The organism is Mycobacterium sp. (assembly GCF_032162105.1).
In the GTDB taxonomy this organism is placed as follows: domain Bacteria; phylum Actinomycetota; class Actinomycetes; order Mycobacteriales; family Mycobacteriaceae; genus Mycobacterium.
Genome location: NZ_JAVRPS010000043.1, coordinates 1 through 20,509, shown reverse-complemented (window position 1 = coordinate 20,509; position 20,509 = coordinate 1). Strand labels below are relative to the sequence as shown.

The 20,509-nt window shown below is 67.6% G+C and carries 18 protein-coding genes; 6 read left to right on the top strand and 12 right to left on the bottom strand.

Annotated elements, in window-relative coordinates:
* The coding region (locus tag QOC69_RS02055) for an ATP-binding protein (protein ID WP_526435862.1) at positions 1–3,273 on the bottom strand (3,273 nt) is incomplete at its 3' end.
* A 78-nt stretch (positions 3,274–3,351) separates the two neighbouring features.
* Between QOC69_RS02055 and QOC69_RS02050 the strand changes: the two genes are divergently transcribed.
* Both QOC69_RS02050 and eccB read left to right on the top strand, forming a co-directional pair.
* Positions 3,352–3,510 (top strand): hypothetical protein, encoded by a 159-nt coding sequence (locus tag QOC69_RS02050; protein ID WP_526435860.1) that lies wholly within the window; start codon positions 3,352–3,354, stop codon positions 3,508–3,510.
* 54 nt (positions 3,511–3,564) lie between these two features.
* The gene (gene eccB, locus QOC69_RS02045; RefSeq protein WP_526435858.1) at positions 3,565–4,959 is read left to right on the top strand and encodes a type VII secretion protein EccB; all 1,395 of its coding nucleotides are present in this window, start codon (positions 3,565–3,567) and stop codon (positions 4,957–4,959) included.
* Here the strand turns inward: eccB and mycP are convergent.
* Both mycP and eccD read right to left on the bottom strand, forming a co-directional pair.
* The gene (gene mycP, locus QOC69_RS02040) at positions 4,924–6,300 is read right to left on the bottom strand and encodes a type VII secretion-associated serine protease mycosin (protein ID WP_526435856.1); all 1,377 of its coding nucleotides are present in this window, start codon (positions 6,298–6,300) and stop codon (positions 4,924–4,926) included. The two genes, eccB and mycP, sit on opposite strands and share 36 nt — an antisense overlap.
* Positions 6,297–7,571, bottom strand: coding sequence for a type VII secretion integral membrane protein EccD (gene eccD, locus QOC69_RS02035; protein WP_526435854.1), 1,275 nt, complete (start codon positions 7,569–7,571; stop codon positions 6,297–6,299). The genes mycP and eccD overlap by 4 nt, the downstream gene beginning before the upstream one ends.
* A 122-nt stretch (positions 7,572–7,693) precedes the next feature.
* Here eccD and eccCa point away from each other — a divergent pair, with 122 nt between their 5' ends.
* The 4 genes from eccCa (at position 7,694) to QOC69_RS02015 (ending at position 13,269) form a co-directional block, all read left to right on the top strand.
* Complete coding sequence (eccCa, locus tag QOC69_RS02030) at positions 7,694–11,407, top strand: type VII secretion protein EccCa (RefSeq protein WP_526435852.1); 3,714 nt, start codon at positions 7,694–7,696, stop codon at positions 11,405–11,407.
* On the top strand, positions 11,404–12,534 hold the full coding sequence (locus QOC69_RS02025; protein WP_526435850.1) for a type VII secretion-associated protein: 1,131 nt from the start codon (positions 11,404–11,406) through the stop codon (positions 12,532–12,534). Before eccCa ends, QOC69_RS02025 begins: the two co-directional genes overlap by 4 nt.
* Before the next feature lie 84 nt (positions 12,535–12,618).
* On the top strand, positions 12,619–12,936 hold the full coding sequence (locus QOC69_RS02020) for a WXG100 family type VII secretion target (RefSeq protein ID WP_526435848.1): 318 nt from the start codon (positions 12,619–12,621) through the stop codon (positions 12,934–12,936).
* A 36-nt stretch (positions 12,937–12,972) separates the two neighbouring features.
* Positions 12,973–13,269, top strand: coding sequence for a WXG100 family type VII secretion target (locus QOC69_RS02015; protein WP_526435846.1), 297 nt, complete (start codon positions 12,973–12,975; stop codon positions 13,267–13,269).
* A gap of 81 nt (positions 13,270–13,350) precedes the next feature.
* Here QOC69_RS02015 and QOC69_RS02010 read toward each other — a convergent pair whose 3' ends face one another.
* The 9 genes from QOC69_RS02010 to QOC69_RS01970 all read right to left on the bottom strand — a co-directional run.
* The gene (locus QOC69_RS02010) at positions 13,351–14,208 is read right to left on the bottom strand and encodes an MBL fold metallo-hydrolase (protein WP_526435844.1); all 858 of its coding nucleotides are present in this window, start codon (positions 14,206–14,208) and stop codon (positions 13,351–13,353) included.
* Positions 14,205–15,272, bottom strand: coding sequence for an acetamidase/formamidase family protein (locus QOC69_RS02005; protein ID WP_526435842.1), 1,068 nt, complete (start codon positions 15,270–15,272; stop codon positions 14,205–14,207). Before QOC69_RS02005 ends, QOC69_RS02010 begins: the two co-directional genes overlap by 4 nt.
* Positions 15,269–15,721, bottom strand: a complete 453-nt coding sequence (locus QOC69_RS02000) for a cupin domain-containing protein (protein ID WP_526435840.1) — start codon at positions 15,719–15,721, stop codon at positions 15,269–15,271. Before QOC69_RS02000 ends, QOC69_RS02005 begins: the two co-directional genes overlap by 4 nt.
* Positions 15,718–16,461: a cysteine hydrolase family protein gene (locus tag QOC69_RS01995; protein WP_526435838.1), complete on the bottom strand. Its 744-nt coding sequence runs from the start codon at positions 16,459–16,461 to the stop codon at positions 15,718–15,720. The genes QOC69_RS02000 and QOC69_RS01995 overlap by 4 nt, the downstream gene beginning before the upstream one ends.
* Entirely contained in the window at positions 16,458–17,273 is an 816-nt protein-coding gene (locus QOC69_RS01990; RefSeq protein WP_526435836.1) for a creatininase family protein, read from the bottom strand. The genes QOC69_RS01995 and QOC69_RS01990 overlap by 4 nt, the downstream gene beginning before the upstream one ends.
* The gene (locus tag QOC69_RS01985) at positions 17,266–18,135 is read right to left on the bottom strand and encodes an ABC transporter permease (RefSeq protein ID WP_526435834.1); all 870 of its coding nucleotides are present in this window, start codon (positions 18,133–18,135) and stop codon (positions 17,266–17,268) included. Before QOC69_RS01985 ends, QOC69_RS01990 begins: the two co-directional genes overlap by 8 nt.
* Positions 18,132–18,899 (bottom strand): ABC transporter ATP-binding protein, encoded by a 768-nt coding sequence (locus QOC69_RS01980; protein ID WP_526435832.1) that lies wholly within the window; start codon positions 18,897–18,899, stop codon positions 18,132–18,134. The genes QOC69_RS01985 and QOC69_RS01980 overlap by 4 nt, the downstream gene beginning before the upstream one ends.
* Positions 18,896–20,257, bottom strand: coding sequence for an amidohydrolase family protein (locus tag QOC69_RS01975; RefSeq protein ID WP_526435830.1), 1,362 nt, complete (start codon positions 20,255–20,257; stop codon positions 18,896–18,898). The genes QOC69_RS01980 and QOC69_RS01975 overlap by 4 nt, the downstream gene beginning before the upstream one ends.
* A 37-nt stretch (positions 20,258–20,294) precedes the next feature.
* Positions 20,295–20,509: hypothetical protein (locus QOC69_RS01970; protein ID WP_526435828.1), on the bottom strand; the 215-nt coding region annotated here is incomplete at its 5' end.

The following is a 20,509-nucleotide window of genomic DNA, read 5'->3' as shown; positions in this document are numbered from 1 at the left end:
CAGTCGTATTGGGACGACAAGAATCGACGGTGCCGCGGCGTAAGAATCGGCGACCACGACGAGTGGGGAGCCGTTGTCCACCACGCGACGTACGGCGTCCCTGTCATAGCTCACCTCGGTCGATGGCCCGTCGACGGACGACACCTTGCCGCGATCAAGGATGGCCTGGACCGACAGATTCTCCGCTTCGCCCGTGAGGAGGAGAACGCGGCCCGCACCGGTCGTGTCCGCCACCGAGCCCAGAATGATGTTGGCCAAGCCGTCCGGGGTCCGCGCCCCCGACAGCGCGTGCAGAAGCTGATGCGCGCCGACCGGGTCGATCCCAGCCGAACCCCTCTGAACGAGATCGCGTCTGAGCAGCCAGGGGTGCTCCCGCGCGAGCCAGTCCGTGCGCACCGCGAAACCCAGATTCAGCCAGCGCTGGTACGCCGACCGCAGCATGTGCTCGCCAAGCGACGTCCGCCCGGTGTCGGCGTAGAGGGCGGCGGCCTCCTCTTGGGCGAGCCCGCTAATCATCGGGAGCTGGTATTCCTCGGCGAGCTCAATCCCCTGGTGAAGGTAGCGCTCTGCCTTGGCGTGTCGCCCGCGGGCTCGCGCCCACGCTCCCTGGATCAGGGCATACGGTGCCGCGTAGTTTTCCGGTGCCCCCGCCGCCCACTTGCGGTGCGACGCCAGTGCCTGGCGCACGAAGCGGACCGTCGACGGGTCCCGCGGCGCGCACTGCATCATGCTGAGGGCGCCGACCAGGTAGACCAGTTGTGTGGTCACCTGCCCAGCCAGACCGCCGAGATGCTGGATCGCCTCTGGCGTAGCGGCGACCGCGCCTGCGCGGTCGCCGCACCAGAAGTGCAGGCCCTGCCTCATCGTCGCGGCGACACCCAGGGCCACCTCGTCGCCCTCGAGGCGGGCCGCAGGCAGCACGTCTCGCTCGTCGTAGCCGCTCTCGCCGGCGAGGAGGAAGGGATCGGCGCTGCGGCCCATCAGATTGAGGCATAGCTGCTGCATGGCCTGGCAAAGAGCGCTGGGCACGGGCTGGGAACGGATGTGGGGGATGAGAGAGCTGGCGAGAGCGTCGATCTCCGCGAGCGGACGACCGACCCAGAAGGACTGGGAGAGCAGAACCGCGACCAGGAATCCGGCGGCTTCCTGGTCGCCTAGGTCGAGTGCCTCCTCGATGGCGTCGCGAAGCTCGCCCAAGCCGTCGCGGATGGGGTGGCGCCAGTGGTGGATGTAATCATGGTGCATGAACACCGTCTGCGGCCGCGCTTCCCGGAATTCCTGGCGCTCCGCAAGCAGCATGCCTACCTCGCCGAAACGCTGGCTACCTGCGTGATCGCCGAGCAGCACCAGGACGATCCCGTAACCCGTAATGACCGGCGGTGAGGACGGTGTGTGGCCGTGGGCCAACGTGAGATCGAGTTGCTTTCGCACCAACAAGGGCAAGAGGTTGGGCCGGATGAGGACTGACATGTTGCACAGTTCGGCAAGGATTCGGTGAATCTCGATGACCCGCTGATCATCGCAGTGCGGCAGCCGCATCAGCCGCTCGCTGGGCCAGCGGCGCATCGTCAGCCTCATCCGGACAATCGCGTTGCCCATGCGTGGCTTACCTGCGTCAGTCGATACCTTTTCGCCGAGCTCGTCGAGCGTTTGAAGCCCAATCTCGAGCGCTTCTTGGAGCCGGTTCTCTGCGACCCGGCCCTTCAGCCTGAGGTAAGCGAGCCGTGCGCGGTCGGGAGGCTCGCGCAGGATCTCTTCGGCCTCGTCGAGTAGCGCGTTGAGCGCCGTCACGTCACCGACCAGCAACGTTGCGTCGGCAGCGTCGAGCTGCAGCTCCCGGGTCAGTGCGAAGTGTGACGTCCAACGCTGCTCGCCGAGGAGGGTCAGCGCGTTGCGGCAGTACTCGAGCGCCAGCGGGAAGGAGGCCTGCGCCCGTGCCTTGAGTGCCGCGCGCCGCAGTACCTCCACGAACCGGATGCGCTCATCGTCGTCGGGCAGCCCCCGGCCGCCGATTCCGACGTGGCGAGCGGCCTCGAACAGCCGGTCGTCCCCGAGCGCGACGAGCCGCCGACCGATCCGCAGGTGCGTCTCGCGTTCGGCGTCTTCGGTGAGGTCGGTGCGCGCGGCCTCGGCCACGCGGTCGTGGCTGAATCGGTATCGGGCATCACGGCTTATCGCGTTGGCGATCCGCTGGCCACGGTTGTCGAGGGCCTCGAGCAGGCGAAGTTCCAGGCTCGCCCAGAGTGCGTGTGCCACCACGTCGGGAGGTTGGGCCGCGGCGGCCGTGGCGTCGTCGAGGTCGAACTCGCCACCGATGCACGCCAGCGAACTCAATACCGCCCGGTCATTGGGGCGCAGCTGGCCCAGGTAGCCGCCGATGAACTCGGCGGCCGTTCCCGTGACCTCGATCGAGGCGAGGACGCGCAGGTCCCAGCCGGGTCGACCGCCAGGGCCGGCTGGGATGAGCGCGCCTTCTCGTTGTGCGCGGTACAGCAGCTGACGGACCTGAAGTGGATTTCCCCCGGTCCGGTGCTGGAACTCGGCGGCCACATCGCCCAACTCCACGCCCCGGCCGCTCACAGCCGCGAGCAGGTCCTCGACATCGTCGTGAGTCAGCGGAGCGAGCTCGATGCTGAGGAAGGTCTCGGAGCTCAGACCCGCTGCGGCCGGGTCGAATTCACCCGCGCGATGTGCACCGAGGATCAACACGTTTCGCAGCGATACCGTCAACAGTTCGGACAGCAGCAGCAGTGTGTCTCGATCAGCCCACTGCAGGTCATCGATCGCCAGCACAACCGGCCGAAACTGCGCGGTATCGGACACCAGCCGGATGGCGGCGCGATGCAACCGGCGGCGAGCGTCCGCTGCATCGAGGTCGCCCACGTGCGAGGCCTCGCCCAGCACTTGGGCCAGGTCGGGCACGAGCTCGCCGAGGACGCCTGCGAGGGTAGACGCCCCGCTGACGAGGCCCGCACGCCATTGGGCACGTTCGGCCGGGCCCGTGGCCTCCATGGTGCGGACGAGCGAGCCGAGGGCGTCGCCCAACGCAGAATACGGTGCGGGCGCGCCGTCGCGGCATCTGCCGTAGGCGAATACGCAGTCGCGCCCGGAGACTTCGGCGCCGAGGGCCTGCATGAGCGTTGATTTGCCCACGCCCGGAACCCCACTGAGCAGGACGCATCCGCCGTCGACTCGCCCGGCCGATTCCACGGCTTCTCGGAGTTCGGCCATCTCCTGCCGCCGGCCGACCACACGGCCGTCGAGGTCGAGCATTGGAGTCGTCACTGCGCTAGGCACACCTTCTTGCGCGACGCCCGCAGGACGGCGCGGCAAGGGGATCGTAAGGTGCGCATGCCGTGTCTCCCCTCCAACCTGCGGTGTTCACCCATCGTAGTGAACCTGTTGGTCGCCGCGGAGTACTTCGAGCAGGCCTTCGCCGACGCCCAGCCGGGTCCAGACCTCGACTTCCTCCGCTCGCTGGTGCCCTACGTCTGGGCACGGTGGCGCTGAATTCAGTGCACCGGGGGGTCCCACGGCGAGGTTAGGCTCGACGCCGGGGGAGTGATGGGAAGTCAACCGACGACCCGGCTTGCAGCCAGTGGTCACCGATTTCTGATGCGGCGCATGGAACATGCGTTGGTGCGCAGGAACATTGCCATGCACGACGATCCGCTGCGTGCGCAATCCCTGTCGCTGGTGGCGGGGTGCGTCGTCGCGGTGATCGCCGTCGCGGCGTGCGCGATCCTGGCCTTCGCCAGACCGCAGGGCGCCCTCGGAAGCGCGCCGATCGTGATGGCTCGCGATTCCGGCGCGCTCTACGTGCGGATCGGCGACGTGCTGCACCCAGTCCCGAACCTGGCGTCGGCCCGCCTGATCGCCAGGTCGGCGGCCAACCCGGTCGTGGTCGGTGAGGCGACCATCGCGAGTGCGACGCGGGGTCCGTCGATGGGCATCCCTGGCGCGCCCGCGGCGATCGGAGCGCCGCTGGGCGCGCCGTCGTGGACGGTGTGCGACACCGATCGCACCTTCGTGATCGTCGGCGCCGAAGCATCGGCCACCGATCGTCTCGACGATTCGCGCAGCGTCCTCGTCACCCCACGCGGCGAAGGCCCCGCCACGACCTATCTGCTGTACGACGGCAGGCGCGCCGAAGTCGACCTACGCAATCCGGCGGTAGTGCGCGCACTGCGCCTCGAAGGCGTTGCCCCGGTGCCGGTTTCGCGAACCCTGCTCGACACCGTGCTCGAGGTCCCGGCGATCGCAGCGCCGGTCGTCGATGCAGCGGGCGACGCGGGACCCCGGTCGTTGGCGGGAATTCCGGTCGGGGCCGTCGTGCGGGTGATCCGCGCCGACTCCACCGACTACTACGCCGTTCTCCGCGACGGTGTGCAGAGGATCGGCGAGGTGGCAGCCGACCTGATCAGGTTCACCTACCGGGGCCTCGACGGCGTGCCTGCCGTCGCGCCGTCGGCGATCGCACGGACCGGTGCCGTCGACGGGCTCGCCGTCGGGCACCTCCCGCAACACGCCCGCGAGCCGGTCGGAGCAGACGGTTCCGCAGCGGTGTGCGTGCAATGGCATCCCGACCAGGTGAACGATCGATCGAGCAGTGTCGTGCTGACCGGCAAGACGCCGATTGCCGTCGCTGGGACGACGAGCCTGGCTCAGGCCGATGGCGACGGACCGAACGTCGACGCCGTAGCCGTTCCGGCGGGCCGCGGCATCGACGCCAGGGCTGCCGCGATCGTCGGTGACGACGGTTCGGCGGGCCCGCGGTATCTGGTCAGCGACATGGGCGTGGTGTACGGCATCCACGACGACGACGTGGCGACCCACCTCGGTCTGGCCGGTCCGTCCGCGCCGGCCCCGTGGCCCATCCTCGCGAGCCTGCCACGCGGCCCGGAACTGAGCACCGAGGCGGCGTCAGTCGTGCGCGACGGGCTGTCGGCGCCGTCGTAGTCGACCGGCCGAGACCGACGCCACCGCGGCCACCGCCACGCAGATCGCGGCACCGCCGAACGCGACCCGCCGGGACAGTGGGTCGGACCGGTGAACCTCAGTGGGCGGCGGCATGGACCGTGTCGTCGCCGGAGCCGACCGGGAGGTGCCTGGGCCGTCCGCGCTGATCGCGGCAAGCGCGTCGACCACACCGTGACCGACTTGAGAATCCCACCCGGCCGCCGGACGGTGCGCGGTGTCCTCGATGCGCTGCATGACCTGCCTCGCCGTGAGCTGCGGGTTGCGAGAGCGGATCAACGCGGCGATGCCGGTGACCACTGGTGCCGCATAGCTGGTTCCCGAAATCGGTCGGGGCTCAGCGGAACCCGGCGCCGTATCGATCAAACCCTCCCCGTCGGGATCCAGGGAGACGACTGCCTCGCCGGGCGCAGCCACGTCAACCCACGGCCCGGCCAGACTGAACGTCGACGGGCGCCCGTCCAGGCCGACCGAGGCCACGGTGAGGACGTAGTCGTCATACCAGGACGGGCTGGCCACGACGTTCACCGCGTCCCAATCCGGCAGGCCGGGGCGAGCCGGATCGGGCGGCGGATTCTGCTCGTGGCACTGACCAGGGCCGCCCACGTTCCCCGCCGCCGCGACGACGACCACGTTCTTGACGTCCACGGCGTAGGCGAGCGCCGCACCGAGGGCGCCGTCGTCGATCGTGTCGTTCGCCGGTATGCATGCGACCGAAGAGATGTTGATCACCGTCGCTCCCGCGTCGGCCGCGGTGCGCACCGCCATGGCGAGGGTCTCGACGTCACCGACGCCCGAGCTGGCGGGGTCGCTTACCCGGCGAAAAGCATTGCTGGACTGCCGGATGCCCATTATCGCGGCATCGGGGGCGAGCCCGCCGAACGTGGTGCCGGGGTCGTCGACCTCGGCCGCACCGATGATTCCGGCGACGACGGTGCCGTGACCGTCGCAGTCCTGCGTGCCGTCACCGGCTGACACGTAGTCCCCACCGGGGACGAGGTGGGGCAGCAGTCGGTGTCGGGACACGCCGGTGTCGATGACCGCCACCGTCTGACCCGAGCCACGGGACAGCCGCCAGACTGCCTGCAGGTCAATCTCGCTGAGTTGCCATTCCGTGCCGACGTCGGCAGGCCTGGTCGCCGACCGACAGCGTTCGCTCTGCTCGGTGGCCTCCCGGGGTGCCGGTGACTTCGGTGGGGGCAGCAATGCGTCGTCCACGATCGGGGGTACCACCGCAACGGCCGGAGGAGACGTCAAACCGGCCGCCCACGTGACCGCGATGACGGCGACGACTCGCAACCCCATGGCGGATGCGGCCGTCATGGCAGAGACGTTCCGCGCACCATCGCGTAGACCCCGCTGACCCAGCAGGCCAGCGGAACCGCGGTGACGAGTACGGCGTATTCGAGCACCTCGATGGCGCGCAGGGCGGCGGCATTGAGCCCGGGCGGACGAACGACACCGAGACCGATGGCGACGATGGTCGCGCTCGCCCAGCCCGTTTGGTCAGGTGATGCCACCACGATGATGATGAACGCCGCAGAGACACTAGCCATCCCGCCCAAGGCGAGCGCCCAGCGGCACGTCACATCGAGGTGGGTGCGGATCCGCAGAAGCAACGCGACGGCGATTACCGCCGCGAAGCCGAAGCCGGCAATGGTCGGCACACTCTGTTGATGACATCCGACCGAGACGAGAACTGTGCCGACTGTTGCACCACCGCTGCATCCCTCGATCAGGCCGGTCAACGCGGCGTAGCCGCGGGTCGCGCGTTCGTCCTGATCGTCGGTGTGCCGATCAGGGGCCAGACCGGACAGGAGAATCGAGATGCGGCCGGACGTCGTTAGCAGTCCGAGAGCCGCGACGCTGAGAATGGCGCCGACAGACGCGACCGGAACCGTGGCGACGATCGGCATAATCGCCGCGACAGCCGCCAGAGCCGAGAAGCTCGCCGTCGCAATCAGAGTCGACGACGAATCATCGATCCACCGCATCATCAGCAGCGACATGGAGCCCGCCGCCGCTGCAGCGAGGAAGACGTTCGCCGCGGCCGGACCCGAAGGCACCGCCACGAACCCCGTCGCGGCGGCCAGGCATACCGAGGCGAGGCCTGCTGCCGTGCTTCGTGCGGCGACGACCAACGCCGCCGCGGTGCAGGTTCCGATCGCGGCGACGAGCAGACGGATGCCCGGGTGTCCTACCCCCGCGCACAACGCCAGCGAGCCGAGGATCGCGGCCCACGTGCAGGCGATCTCGGACATGAACGGTGTGGCATCTGCGGGTGTGCCCCCGTCGGCGACCGTTCGACACGGATCCCACCGCACCAGTCCGAGCGGCGCTGCGTCGAACGCAACCAGGACCAGCACCTCGCCGTCGTGAACACCGTTGTCGGCCAGTGTGATCGACTCGTCGAGTGACGGTCCGGACATGCGGTCCAGTCGCCAGCACTGCGGTGACTCGCGTGACGGCTGCCCGGCCAACGCCACGATGGTCGGCAGCAGCGCCCCGACCGGCGTGTCGGCAGGCAGTGCGACGTCGACCGTGACCGGTTGACCGTCCCGGTCGGTCTTAATGGACAGTCGACACACCGACACCGCATCACCCCCCGATAGATGCCCAGCATCGTCACCGTAACCGAGCAATGGGGTAGGTCTGCGCGGCAAAATCTCTCGCGCCGCGATGGAACGGAATCGGCTCCCGCTGCGTCCATTCACCGATGGACTTCGTATGCGCTCCGCGCCTCTCCGTTCCGCAGGTCGACGACGGCGACATCGTCGTCGAGGCCCCGCCCGACCCGCCGCGGCAGGCGCCGGTCAACCCGCTGACGTGGCTGCTGCCTGCGGCCATGCTCGTCGCAGCGGTGGGAATGGGCTTGCTGTACTTCACATCCGGCACCAGCCGCAGCCCGATGTTCATGCTGTTCCCAGTCATGATGCTGGTCTCCGTGGTCGGTTCGCTGGCATACGGTTCGCGCGGCACCCGTCGTACGGGCGAGGTCGACCAGGATCGGCGCGAGTATCTGCGCTACCTCGATGCGCTGGACGACGCCACCATCAGAACCGCCGGCGCCCAACATCGGGCAATGCATTGGAGCCATCCCGATCCGGGATCGTTGTGGACGCTCGTTGGTGGCAGGCGAATGTGGGAACGGCAACCCGACGACGCTGACTTCTGCCGGGTCCGTGTCGGACTCGGCACGCTCACCCTGTCCACCAGGCTGATAGCTCCCGAGTCGACGCCGTCGGAATCCGTCGATCCAGTGACGGCGGATGCGTTGCACGGTCTGATCGCGACTAGGTCGACGGTGCCGAATCTGCCCGTCGTCATCGATGTGCGCGAGCATCCCCGGATCACGGTCGAAGGCGACGTTGGCGCAGCGCGCGGGCTGGCCAGGGCGATGATCTGCCAGTTGGCGGTGTTGCACGGCCCCCAGCACGTGAAGATCGCCGCCGTCGTCGACGAAACGGCCGTGCCCGACTGGGAATGGCTGAAATGGCTTCCCCACCACGGGAACTCCACGTATTGGAGCATGGCCGAGGTTGACGTCTACGAGAGCGCCCACGTGGTGGTGCTGGTGGACGGCGGTCACGTGTCTGGCGACTCGCCGGACCACCGCGTCACCGTGGTGGCGATCGGCCCGACCGACGGCCCGCCCACCACCGGGCCGAACCTCCGGATCGACGCGGACGGCTCGCCGGAGCGCCCCGACCTCCTGTCACCCGTGGGGGCGTTGGCGTGCGCCCGCCGGCTGGCGCCCTTCCGCGTCGGCACGTCGACGACTGGCGGCCTGCCCAAGGCGCATCGTGGTTGGGCGGCCCTCAACGGCATCGACGACCTCGCCAGGATCGATGCCGCGACGTTGTGGTTGCCCCGCACCGACCATCGACGGCTGCGCGTGGCGATCGGCACCTCCGATGCCGGCGAGCCCGTCGAGCTGGACATCAAGGAGGCCGCGCACGACGGAATGGGGCCGCATGGGCTCTGCGTGGGTGCGACGGGTTCGGGCAAGTCAGAGTTCCTGCGGACGCTGGCCCTCGGCCTGATCGCCACCCATCCACCCGAGACGTTGAACCTGGTGCTCGTCGACTTCAAGGGAGGCGCAACGTTTCTCGGGTTCGAGCGGCTTCGGCACGTGGCCGCCGTCATCACCAACCTATCGGACGAGGCACACCTGGTGGCCCGCATGAAGGACGCCCTCGCCGGTGAGATGACCCGCAGGCAGCAGGCGCTGCGCACGGCGGGGAACTACGCGAACGTCAGCGAATACGAGGCCGCGCGGGCGGCGGGTGCGGCCCTGGCGCCGCTGCCCGTGCTGTTCATCGTGGTGGACGAGTTCTCCGAACTGCTCAGCCAGCAGCCGGACTTCGCCGACTTGTTCACCGCGATCGGCCGGGTCGGACGATCACTCGGAATGCACCTACTGCTCGCCAGCCAACGTCTCGACGAGGGCAGGCTGCGTGGACTGGAGAATCACCTCTCGTATCGGATCTGTCTGAAGACGTTCTCGGCTGCCGAATCCCGCGCGGTGCTCGGCACTCCGGATGCATACGACCTGCCAGGCACGCCAGGGATGGCCTACCTCAAGACCGCCGCGGGCCAACTCGTCCGGTTCCGCGCGGCCTTCGTGTCCAGCCCGATACCCGTTGTGCCACAACGCGACGAAAGGGTCTTGACGCCGACGCTGTTCACCGCTCGGCCGGTCTCGCGAGAAGCAAATGCGCATCAACCCGCCGAGCGCGTTGCCGCCACTCGCACCATTCTGGACACGGTGCTCGACGGCCTGGCCGGCCAGGGCACCCCCGCGCACCGGGTGTGGTCGCCGCCGCTGGCGGAGTCACCCGCACTGGACACCGTGCTCGCCTCGTCGGTGCGCCTACCACCGTTGGTGGTCCCGATCGGGTTGGTGGACAAGCCGTTCGCGCAACGGCGCGATCCCCTGATCGCCGATCTGAGTGGACCCGGTGGCCACGTCGCGGTCGTCGGCGGGCCGCGGTCGGGCAAGTCCACCGCGTTGCGCACGTTGGTGTTGGCGCTGGCGGCGGCACACCCGCCTTCGCGGGTGCAGGTCTACGGCCTGGACTTCGGCGGCGGTGTACTCGCGGCCACACGCGTGCTTCCCCACGTCGGTGCGGTCGCCGGACGGTTCGAGCCCGCATTGGTCCGGCGCATCGTCGGTCAACTGCAGGCGCTGATCCGGTCCAGGGAGGCACGGTTGCGCCGGAACGGTGCTGACGCCCTGTTCGACGCCGGATTCGATGATGCGTACGGCGACGTCTTCCTGGCGATCGACGGCTGGGCAGCGGTCCGGCAGGACTTCGACGGCTTGGAGGAGGCCATCACCGTGCTTGCCGCGCAGGGTTTGGCGGTCGGGGTCCACGTGATGGTGTCCGCATCCCGCTGGGTCGAGATCCGCCCCGCGCTCAAGGACCAACTCGGCACCAGAATCGAACTCAGGCTGGGTGATCCGGCCGACTCCGAGATGGACAGGCGCCGGGCCCGCCTCCTCGGCGACAGCCCACCCGGTCGCGGCGTCACCCGCGACGGGCTCGAGATGGTGATCGCGCTGCCGCGACTGGATGGAAGCCCGTCGAACGCCGACCTGGACGCCGCGCTGCGGGCGGGTGCCGAACTGCTGCGCGCCCGCCATCCCGTGGACGTTGCGCCGCCAGTCGAACTGCTTCCGACGAAGGTGGCCTCAGAAGTGGTGGCGGCTGCGGCTTCCGGTGCCCGTCCGCCCACGCACGTCCTGATCGGTCTCGCCGAGGACGACCTGCGGCCGCTCGCCCTGGACTTCGGCGGACAGTCCCACCTCGTGGTGCTCGGCGAAACGGAGTGTGGCAAGACGACCACGCTGCGCACGCTGTGCCAGGAAGTCGTTCGGAGCAGCGACCCGAGCAGTGCCCAGATCCTGATCGTCGATCCGCGCCGGTCGCTGCTCGGCGTCGTCGAATCGGATCATCTCGCAGGCTATGCGATGTCCGCGGCGGCGGCGGAGACACACGTCGCCACGCTCGTCCGGAGCGTGCGGGCACGCGTGCCCGGCGCCGAGGTCACCCAGCGGCAGTTACGTGACCGGTCGTGGTGGTCGGGTCCGGAAATGTATCTGGTCGTCGACGATTACGACCTGGTGGCCGAATCGACGCCCAACCCACTCACCGCGCTGGTCGACCTGCTGCCGCACGCTCGCGATCTCGGACTGCACGTCGTGGTGGCGCGCCGTTCCGGAGGCGCCGCGCGTGCGATGTTCGATCCTTTCCTGGCCCGGTTGCGCGACCTCGGGTGCATGGGATTGACGATGAGCGCCGGTCCGGACGATGGCGTCCTGCTCGGTTCGGTGCGCCCGACGGCGCAGCCGCCGGGTCGCGGCACGCTGACTCGGCGCGGCCAACCGAACCAGGTGGTTCAGGTGTCGTGGACGGATCCGCCATGACCGGGCCCGACACCGCGGTCGTGGTGGGGCCGACCGACATCGTCGGGACACGCGAGGTGGACGGCGACCTCGTGGCGGCGGCATTCGAGTCCATGGACGACGCGGTGGCATTGGTCGACGACCGCGTCGTACCGGTCGACGCCGTGTGGCGGGAGGTAATGGCGGCTACCGTCGACCCGAGTGCCCATACCGTGGCACTCGTCTGCCCGTCATGGTGGCGATCGCCGCGAGTCGACATGGTGTGCGACGCCGCCCGCCACGTGGTCGCGAATGCCGTTCCCCTGCGGCGGGCAGACGTCCTACGGGGGGACGACTCGACGGTGATCGTCGAGATCGCAGAGGATTTCGTCGTCGTCCACGCGCCGAACGCGACGCAGCAGGTCGTGCCCCGCGTCGGTGACCCGCGCACCGTCATCGACTCCATCGACTCGCGCATCGACGATGCGGACGTGGTGATCGACGTGCCGCGCGGTACGGACGGAGCGATGAGACTGGCCGGCGAACTGGCGCGCACCGTTCGGTCCAGGGGCGTCGCGGTATCGGTGGCCGACGACGAACGCCTGTTGCGCATGGCGATGGTCGGGCGGGCTCGTCGTCGAAGGCCGGTCGATCGACGCGTTGCGGCCCTGACCGGTGCCGGGCTGGCGGTGGTGGCGCTGGCCTGCGCTGCGGTGGGGTCCGGCGTCGACGACCCCGCGCCTGCCGCCTCGGTGTGGCTGGTCGAGGGACGGGTCGCCGTCGAGGTTCCCGCCGATTGGCCTACCGAGCGCATCGACACGGGCCCCGGTTCGGCTCGGATGCAAGTGCTTTCGCCGCGAGAGCCGGGGGTCGCGATTCACCTCACCCAGTCGCAGGGTCAGGAGTCGCTGGTCGCAGCGGCGGAGGTGCTGCGGGTCGCGCTCGACGGACAGCCCGACGGGGTCTTCGTGGAGTTCACCGCGGCCGACCGCCGGGCCGACAAGAGCGTCATCACCTACCGCGAGATCCGCGTGGAGCACCATGTCGAATGGACGGTGATGCTCGACCGCGGCGTGCGGATCGCCATCGGATGCCAACACGCGCCGGATCGTCCGGCCCCGGAACGGATCTGCGACCAGGCCATCCGATCTGCGAGGGTGCTGGCGTGAACGACAACCGCGGGCGATGGAACCGAATCGCAGTCGGGTGCGTCCAATTATCATGTCCCGCTTCACAGAAACGGAAGGACCGCGATGACGACACCCGGTGCCCTGAACACCGACTTCGACCTCATGACTGCCGTCGCAGGCCGGATCGACGCCCGCAACGAGGAGATCCGCGCGATGCTGCGCGGCTTCATCGGTCAGATGACCGGCGTACCCGCATCGGTATGGGGAGGTGTGGCGGCGGCCCGATTCAGAGACGTCGTCGACCGATGGAACGCGGAGTCGGTGAAGCTGCACGCCGCGCTACAGCGGATCGCCGAGACCATCACCTACAACGAGCGAACCCTGCGGGAAGCGACAGAGGGTCACTCGCACCGCATCGCCGCCGCTGGCCAGTCCTTGTAACCGCCAACTGTAACCGTCAACCCGAATGGAGCTCCCATGGATCCGGTTCTGTCCTACGACTTCAACGAGATCGAGTACACCGTGCGCCAGCAGATCCACACCACGTCGGCCCGGTTCAACGCTGCGCTGGACGACTTGCGGACGCAGATCGCGCCGCTGACGGCGGTATGGACCCGCGAGGCGGCCGAGGCACATCGGGTCGAGCAGGCCCGATGGGATCAGTCGGCGGCGGCGCTCAACGAGATTCTGGTCAACCTCGGCAATGCCGTGCGCGACGGCGCCGACGACGTCGCGGACACCGATCGGCGCGCGGCCGCCGCGTGGGGCTTCTAACCGGCCCACCAAGGAGCGGCCCACCAAGACCCTGTGCGGTCCCCGCTGGGAGGAGAGCCCGGCGGGACCGCACAGTCTTGTTCAAACCCGCGTAAGGATCGCGAAACCCTGGCCATCATGGCGTCTGACCGGATCGCCGTGCGGTCCGTCCACCACCTGTCCGCACGTTGGGTCTTGGGCCAGGGTGGCGAAGGTGTCCGCGACGTGGCGGACGAACGCGTGATCGACGTCTGGGACGAGATTGTGTCCGACGAACGCTCGTGTCACCGGCAGCTTGGCCAGTGATGCCAATGACGCGGCGAACGCGGCTACGTCACTGTCGGGAAGATGCGCCCAGTACGTCGTCGTCAACAGTGTGTCGCCGCAAAACAACATGCCGGTTTCCGGCTCCCACAGACACAGCGAATCCGGTACGTGTCCGGGTGTGTGCAGTGCCGTCAGGCGCCGGTCGCCGAGGTCGATGACTTCGCCGTGATCGAGCCCGCGAGTCGGTGGGGTCGCCGGGATGGTCCAGCTGCTCAGGTCGGGAAGTGGGCGCATGGTGAGGTCGTCTGGGCTCAGGAAGAACTTCGTCTTGTCCAGTTCGCGAAACTGGCTGTAGATCTGACACATTCGCGTGGCGGCAGCCGCGTAGGCGGTCAGTTCGGCGCTTGGCACCGCGCCATAGAGCGACATACCCGAGCGATGGCACAGGAAGTCGTCGGCGTCGACGTGCTGATTACCGCCGCGATGATCGAAGTGGTGGTGCGAGTTGACGATGACCAACGGACGGTCGGTGATTCCGCGGACGGCATCACCGATGTCAGCGATCCCCAGACCGGTATCGAACAACAGCGTCCGCTCGGATCCGACGATCAGGTAGCTGTTGACGTGACCCGGCTCCGACAGTAGATGGATGCCGCGCCCGTAGTCACGCACCGCGAACCAGGAACTGGTCACGTCCATTCCCGGAAGTCGGCCTTCCGTATCACGGTGTGACATCCCTTCACCCGATCCACGACCTGGGAGATCCGGACGTCGGCTGCGGCGCTGAGATGGGCGTAACCCAGGTGCGTGGGGATGTCGTAGCGATCTGACAGCAGATCCAGCGCGGCACGAACACTGTCGCGACACGCCTCGTCCAAGTCGGCGTCAAGGCCGATGCTGATGAGCAACTCCTCGGTCTCGGCGAACGGTCGACCGTTCGCCGCCCTAGCACCTCCGCGAACCACGTCGACGTGGAGCGTTGCGCGAAGCGGCGCCTCGAAGGCCGTCAACGCGACCTCACCGTCGCCCTGCGAGTAGTGCGGATCCCCGACGTAGAGCAGCGCGTCGGGCACTTGGACGGGCAGATACAGCGTGGCCCCCACGCCAAGGCAGGTGATGTCGAGGTTTCCGCCGTTAAGGCCCGGCGGGATGGAGTTCGGCCGCACGTGGCCGGCCGCGGCGACACCCGTGATTCCCAGGAATGGACGCAACGGAAACCGGATCGAGCGGTGCGCACCGGCATACGCGGACTCGTCCTGCCGAAGAGGCAGGATTCCCTCTTTGCCGACCGCCTTGCGGAACACGCTGGTGACATCCCCCGACTGGTGTTCGTCGGGTAACGCACCTCTGCCGTGCCGGGACGACACGATGCCGTAATCGGCGCGTCGCGAAAGGTCGACCACGGTGACGGCGAGCAGATCGCCGGGTCGCGCGCCGCGCACCGCGATGGGACCGGTGACGACGTGCGGGCCGACGTCTCCCGACGGCATCAACCCCGACGCGGCGATGTCGATCGCGTCGCGCAGCACATCGCCAGCGGGAACCCCGAAGCGCGCGAAGAACTCTCGAGGATCCCCGCCCTGATCGGGCAGGATGCCTTCGTGGCTGACGGTCTCGATGGTGATGGTGTTGCCGGGGTCCATCGTCGCGACGGAGTCGTCGTCCTCGCAGGGGAGTTCGCCCCACAATACGGTTCCCGGCGTCGACGTCAGGTGCTGTGATCCGAGGACGACGCCATTGCCTGCCGTGGTCGTCACTTCGGGGCGGCCCGCCGCGCGTGCGACGCTGCGAGCACCGTGATGTCATCGTCGGTCAGCTCCGCCGGGGTTCCGCGCAGAATGAGGTCTTCGAATCCGCCGTCGTTCTCCATGACGGTGATGGTGTACATCTTGTCCGTCGTCGACGTGTTGACGATGCGATGGACTGAGCCGGTTGGCAGCACGATCACCGCGCCCGGCGTCAGCTCCACGACGTGCTCGTCGGAATGCGCGACGCCGTGTCCGCGCAGCACGACGAAGGTCTCGGTCGACTCCGGGTGGGAGTTGTCGGGCTGCGATCCGCCGGGCTCCCAAATCTCGAAGCACACAGTGGTGTTCGACCCGGATGTCTTGGGTCCGGACAGTACCGTGAGTGTCACCGTGTCGTCGGGGCTGATCTTGTACGCGGTGAGATCGGTAAGGCCGTGCAGTGTTGGTGCGAGGCTCATGCCTGCTTAATCCTCCTTGCCATCGCATCGAGATACGTGGTGAATCCATAGCATTGGCGAACGTTGTACAGGGTCGCCTCCATGCAGTACGCCGGTGACGTGGTAGCGACTGCGTCGGCGAGCATGATCACGTCGTATCCGAGGCAGGCGGCGTCGACGAGGGTCGCATACACGCACTGGTCGGCGTTGACGCCGGCGAAGAGCAGGGTGTCCACTCGCAGGTTGCGCAGCACCGAGTCGAGTTCGCTGTCGAAGAACCCGCTCATCCGGTACTTGTCGACGAACAGGTCGTCCTCGGTGGGGTGCAGCTCGGATGTCACGGCGGCGCCCCAACTTCCGCGGGTCAGTACCGCTTCGGACCTGGCGGCACCGTCACCGATCCCACCTCCTTCGCCGTTCGGGTCGTACACGTGCAGTACGCCAGGAGGCAGGTTGGCCTTGTCAGGGCGATTACCCCAGTTGAGCCAGATGACTGGGACCTGCGCCGAGCGGAGCACGGGCAATCCGTGGTTGAGCACGGCGACGGCACCGATCGCGCCAGAGACGTCGACGCCGATGTGGTGAAGCCAGCCGCCTTCGGTCACGAAGTCGTTCTGCATGTCCACCACGATCACCGCGGTTCGGGACAGATCGATGGTGACGTCGGATGATTCGGCGGGGACCTCAAGTGGGCGCTGCGGCTGGTGGGCGCGGCGCAGGTCGGCATGTCCGGGCTTCAGGGACCACAGATTTCGGCTCACGATGTGCGTGTCCGCTTGGGGAAGCTGAATGCGCGGACCTCGAGAAGAGACTCGGCGAGTTGTTGCGCTGCCGACGCCAGGATGACCTTGCCGACATCGGCGCTGGCCTGGGTGGGGTCACCGATCGTTCCGGAATCGGAGAGGTCGTCGGTCAGCCATGCCGTGGGCAACACACCTTCTAGGGTGAGGTGCTTGTACTTGGCGAATTCTGCTGCGGCGTCCTGCCCGTCGGGGAATGCGCGGTCGTGGTGCACGAGATCGGGAGCGATCGCCATCATGATCGAGGTCTCCACGTAGCCGCCGTGGATGTCGAAATCGTCGTGGACGCGGTCGACCTCCGGTGGTGTGGGGAACCGCAGAGGCATGACTCCGAAGACCTCCAGACCGGTCTCGTGGCGAATGTCGCGGGCGACGACGTCGAGCAGGCTCGGTTGGCCGCCATGGCCGTTGACGAACACCAGCTTTCGGAATCCGCTGGCTGCCAACGAGGTACCGAGGTCCATGCACACCGCCATCAGGGTGGACGCCGACATCGCAATCGTCCCCGCGCGGCCGAGGTGTTCGGTCGACTTGCCGTAGTGCAGGGTCGGCAGTACCCAGACGTTGGCGTCGTCGGGCAGGCTCTCGACGGCGGCCACGGAGATCGCTTCGGCGTGCATGGCGTCGGTGATCAACGGCAGGTGCGGTCCGTGCTGTTCGATCGCTCCGATCGGCTGGACGACGACCGCATCAGACTTGTCGATCGCGTCGACTTCGGAGGTGGTGAGATGAGCGAGATGAAACATGCGGGTCAACGTCGGATCCTCATTCATCTTTGGGGAGAGCGGATTCGTGCCACCGGGACAGCAGCAATCGTTCGAGCAGGACCACGAAGCCGAACAACACCAGCGACACCACGCTGGCCATCACGACGGCGACGAACAACTGCGGGGTGCGCAGCTGCACGGCGCTTTGCGTGATGATGTAGCCCAGCCCGCCTTCGCCGCCGCCGACTCCGGCCACGAACTCACCAACGATCGCGCCGATCACCGAGGCGCCTGCGGCGATCCGCATGCCGGTGAGGATCGACGGTGACGCACCGGGGAGCCGCAATGAGAACAGGGTCACGCGGGGTGCGGCGCCAGCCATGCTGTAGAGCTGCACGAGGTTGCGGTCGATGGACTTGAGCCCGTGTAGGGCATTCGCCGCGACCGGGAACAAGGCGATCATGGCGCCGACCAGCATATTGGTCGTCTGCCCGGGACCGATCCACACGACGAACAGCGGAGCGATCGCGACGATCGGAATGGTCTGCAGCACAATGAGGTACGGGTAGAAGCCGCGTTCAGCGATATTCCACCGCATCATCACCAGCGCGATGGCGACGCCGGCGACGGTGGCAACTACGAACCCCAGATACGACTCCTGGACGGTGACCCAGGTGGGCTGCCAGATCGACGTGCGTTCTTCCCAAAGGGTTCGCAGCAGGGTCATTGGCGAGGGAAGCATGTACGAGGGCACGTCGAAGATCGTGATGATCAGTTGCCACGACGCGATGACGAGGGTGAACGCGCCGACAGGTGGGGCAACACGACGGATGCGTGCGCGCGCCGAAACGGTCGGCCGCACGCGCGTGGACTTGGGTTTGGGCTTGACGATCCGGCTGATCAGGGATCCGCGCTCGAGGACGATCATTCGCGGAAGCTTCCGAGCATGACCGAGATCTGCTGCTGCAGCGCACGTAGCGCGGTCTCGTCGCGCTCGGTGGTCGGGTCGAGCGACGGCGGGCTTGGTGATCTGATGACGTCGACGACGTGGCCAGGGCCGGTATCCATGATGGCGATCTGGTGGCCGAGGGTGCAGGCCTCGTAAATGGAGTGTGTGATGAACAGGACGCTGAACCCCTTTTCGCGCCATAGCCGCAATAGTTCTGCGCCCATCTTCTCGCGGGTGAACTCGTCGAGGGCGGCGAATGGTTCGTCCATGAGCAGGAGCTCAGGGTCGCTGGTGACCGAACGTGCCAGTGACGCACGCATTTTCATTCCGCCAGACAGTTCTCGCGGGTACGCCTTCTGAAACCCATCGAGGCCAACCATCTTGATTGCCTCATTCGCGCGGACCCGACGTTTGGCGCGCGGCACCTTTTGCAGCTTCGCGATCACCTCGACGTTTGCGTGCACGGTGCGCCACGCCAGCAGGGTGGGGTCCTGGAACACGTAGGACAGACGCTCGGTGTCGCGGGTCATCGACCCCGAAGTGGGTTCGGTGAGGCCCGCGGCCATCCGCAGCAGGGTTGTCTTGCCGCAACCCGACGGTCCGACGAGGACGGTTATCTCGCCGCGCTGGATCGCGAGGTCTATCGGTGCCAGCGCACGGAATCCATTGCCGTACACCTTGTCTGCCCCTGAGAAGGTGACAAGCGAATCCGATTGCCGTGGTGCGGAGTCGGTCACCGTCATGGCGACACCGCCACCAGGTCGTGATTGACGATCGCTGCGCGCCGCCTGCGCATCGACGTGTGTATCTCGTGCCGGTCGGCGGTGAGTACCTCACCATCTCGCACGACTTGTTCGCCGTCGACCCAGACGCCTCGTACATCGGCAGGCGTCCCGGCGAAGACGACACCGCGACGAAGAGTCGACGACCCGCTGTAGCCGGGCGACTCGACATCGATGGTCACCAAGTCGGCCAAGTACCCGGGCCGGATGGCGCCGAGCGCGTCGGGCATGCCGACGGCACGGGCACCGCCGCGCCACACCATGTCCAGGGCGTCGACTTCGCTGAGGCGCTCTGCGTCGAGGGTTCGGAGCCGGTCCGAGAGCACCGACCACTTCAGCGCCTCGAACATGTTCTGGCCGTTGTTGCTTGCCGGCCCATCGCATCCGATCGCGACCGGCACGCCGAGAGCACGGAGGTCGGAGACGGGTGCGGGACCCGACGCCAGGTAGGCGTTGGACGTCGGGCACGTCACGACGGTGGCACCGGACTCGGCGACGAGCTCGCATTCGTCGGGGTCCAGCCACACACAGTGCACGAGCTGGGTTGCAGGCTGTAGCAGGCCAAAGCCCCGGAAGTACTCGACTTCACGGACACCATGGCCGGCAACGGTGGAAGCGACGCTGGTGCGGGTTTCGGCGCAGTGGGCGTGCAGGCCGACACCGGTATCCGCGAGATAGGCGCCAACGCGGTCGCACAGTTCGCGCGATGCGAGCCAGGTGGTTTGGATGGCAGCTTCGCATCGGATCCGGCCCGAACCGGAGCCATCCCAAGTGGAGATGAAGGACGCGAGGTTGTCGAGATACTCGGTGACGGTTTCCAGTCGGGATGTCCGCGCACCACTAGCGTCCATGTCGACGCCGCCGCGCGCGATGAGACCACGGATGCCGATGTCGCGGAACGCCCGGGCCACGTAGTCGGTGTTGTCGGCATGGTGGTGGACGTACTGGTTCTCCAGGACGGTGGTGACACCCGACCGCAGGTTCTCCAGGAGCCCCGCCGTTGCTGCCAGATAGAAGTCGGCAGGCTGGAACAGACCGGTGTATGGCCAGATGTCCTGGGCCAACCAGTCTTCCAGGCATTTCGTCGTGCTGATGCCGCGAAGCATCGACTGAAAAAGGTGGCAATGAGCGTTGATGAAGCCAGGTATCACCGCCAGCCCCGTGGTGTCGACGATGCGGTCGGCGACTTGCCGGTACTCCCTTGGGGCAGCGCCCTCGCCGACGTCGGTGATCACACCGTCGTCGACGACGACGAAGCCGGACGCTAGCTCGCTGTCTGCGTCGACGATGAGCCCGCCACCGCTGAATACAGTTCTCATTGCATGCTTCCCATGGTATCGATCACCCCGGTGCGACCTACGACCCGGCGGGCGGTGCCGGCAGCTCGGTGGGGGCGGAGATCGTCGGGAGCAAGCTGGCGTCGTACAGATCGGACGACTGCGGTTTCGCGGTGACCTGTCCCAGCTTCGCCAGCTGGTCGACCAACGTGCTCCAGCGCGCCTCGGTCATCGCACCGAGCTGTTTGGCGCCATCACCGGCGACGATGAACTCGCGCTGCTTGTCCCACGCGT

Bases quoted from the DNA above. Each gene is read 5' to 3' on its own strand.
- QOC69_RS02050 (WP_526435860.1), top strand. From the start codon at position 3,352: ATGCCGTGTCTCCCCTCCAACCTGCGGTGTTCACCCATCGTAGTGAAC.
- eccB (WP_526435858.1), top strand. From the start codon at position 3,565: ATGGGAAGTCAACCGACGACCCGGCTTGCAGCCAGTGGTCACCGATTT.
- mycP (WP_526435856.1), bottom strand. From the start codon at position 6,300: ATGACGGCCGCATCCGCCATGGGGTTGCGAGTCGTCGCCGTCATCGCG.
- eccCa (WP_526435852.1), top strand. From the start codon at position 7,694: ATGGACTTCGTATGCGCTCCGCGCCTCTCCGTTCCGCAGGTCGACGAC.
- QOC69_RS02025 (WP_526435850.1), top strand. From the start codon at position 11,404: ATGACCGGGCCCGACACCGCGGTCGTGGTGGGGCCGACCGACATCGTC.
- QOC69_RS02020 (WP_526435848.1), top strand. From the start codon at position 12,619: ATGACGACACCCGGTGCCCTGAACACCGACTTCGACCTCATGACTGCC.
- QOC69_RS02015 (WP_526435846.1), top strand. From the start codon at position 12,973: ATGGATCCGGTTCTGTCCTACGACTTCAACGAGATCGAGTACACCGTG.
- QOC69_RS02000 (WP_526435840.1), bottom strand. From the start codon at position 15,721: ATGAGCCTCGCACCAACACTGCACGGCCTTACCGATCTCACCGCGTAC.
- QOC69_RS01990 (WP_526435836.1), bottom strand. From the start codon at position 17,273: ATGAATGAGGATCCGACGTTGACCCGCATGTTTCATCTCGCTCATCTC.
- QOC69_RS01985 (WP_526435834.1), bottom strand. From the start codon at position 18,135: ATGATCGTCCTCGAGCGCGGATCCCTGATCAGCCGGATCGTCAAGCCC.
- QOC69_RS01980 (WP_526435832.1), bottom strand. From the start codon at position 18,899: ATGACGGTGACCGACTCCGCACCACGGCAATCGGATTCGCTTGTCACC.
- QOC69_RS01975 (WP_526435830.1), bottom strand. From the start codon at position 20,257: ATGAGAACTGTATTCAGCGGTGGCGGGCTCATCGTCGACGCAGACAGC.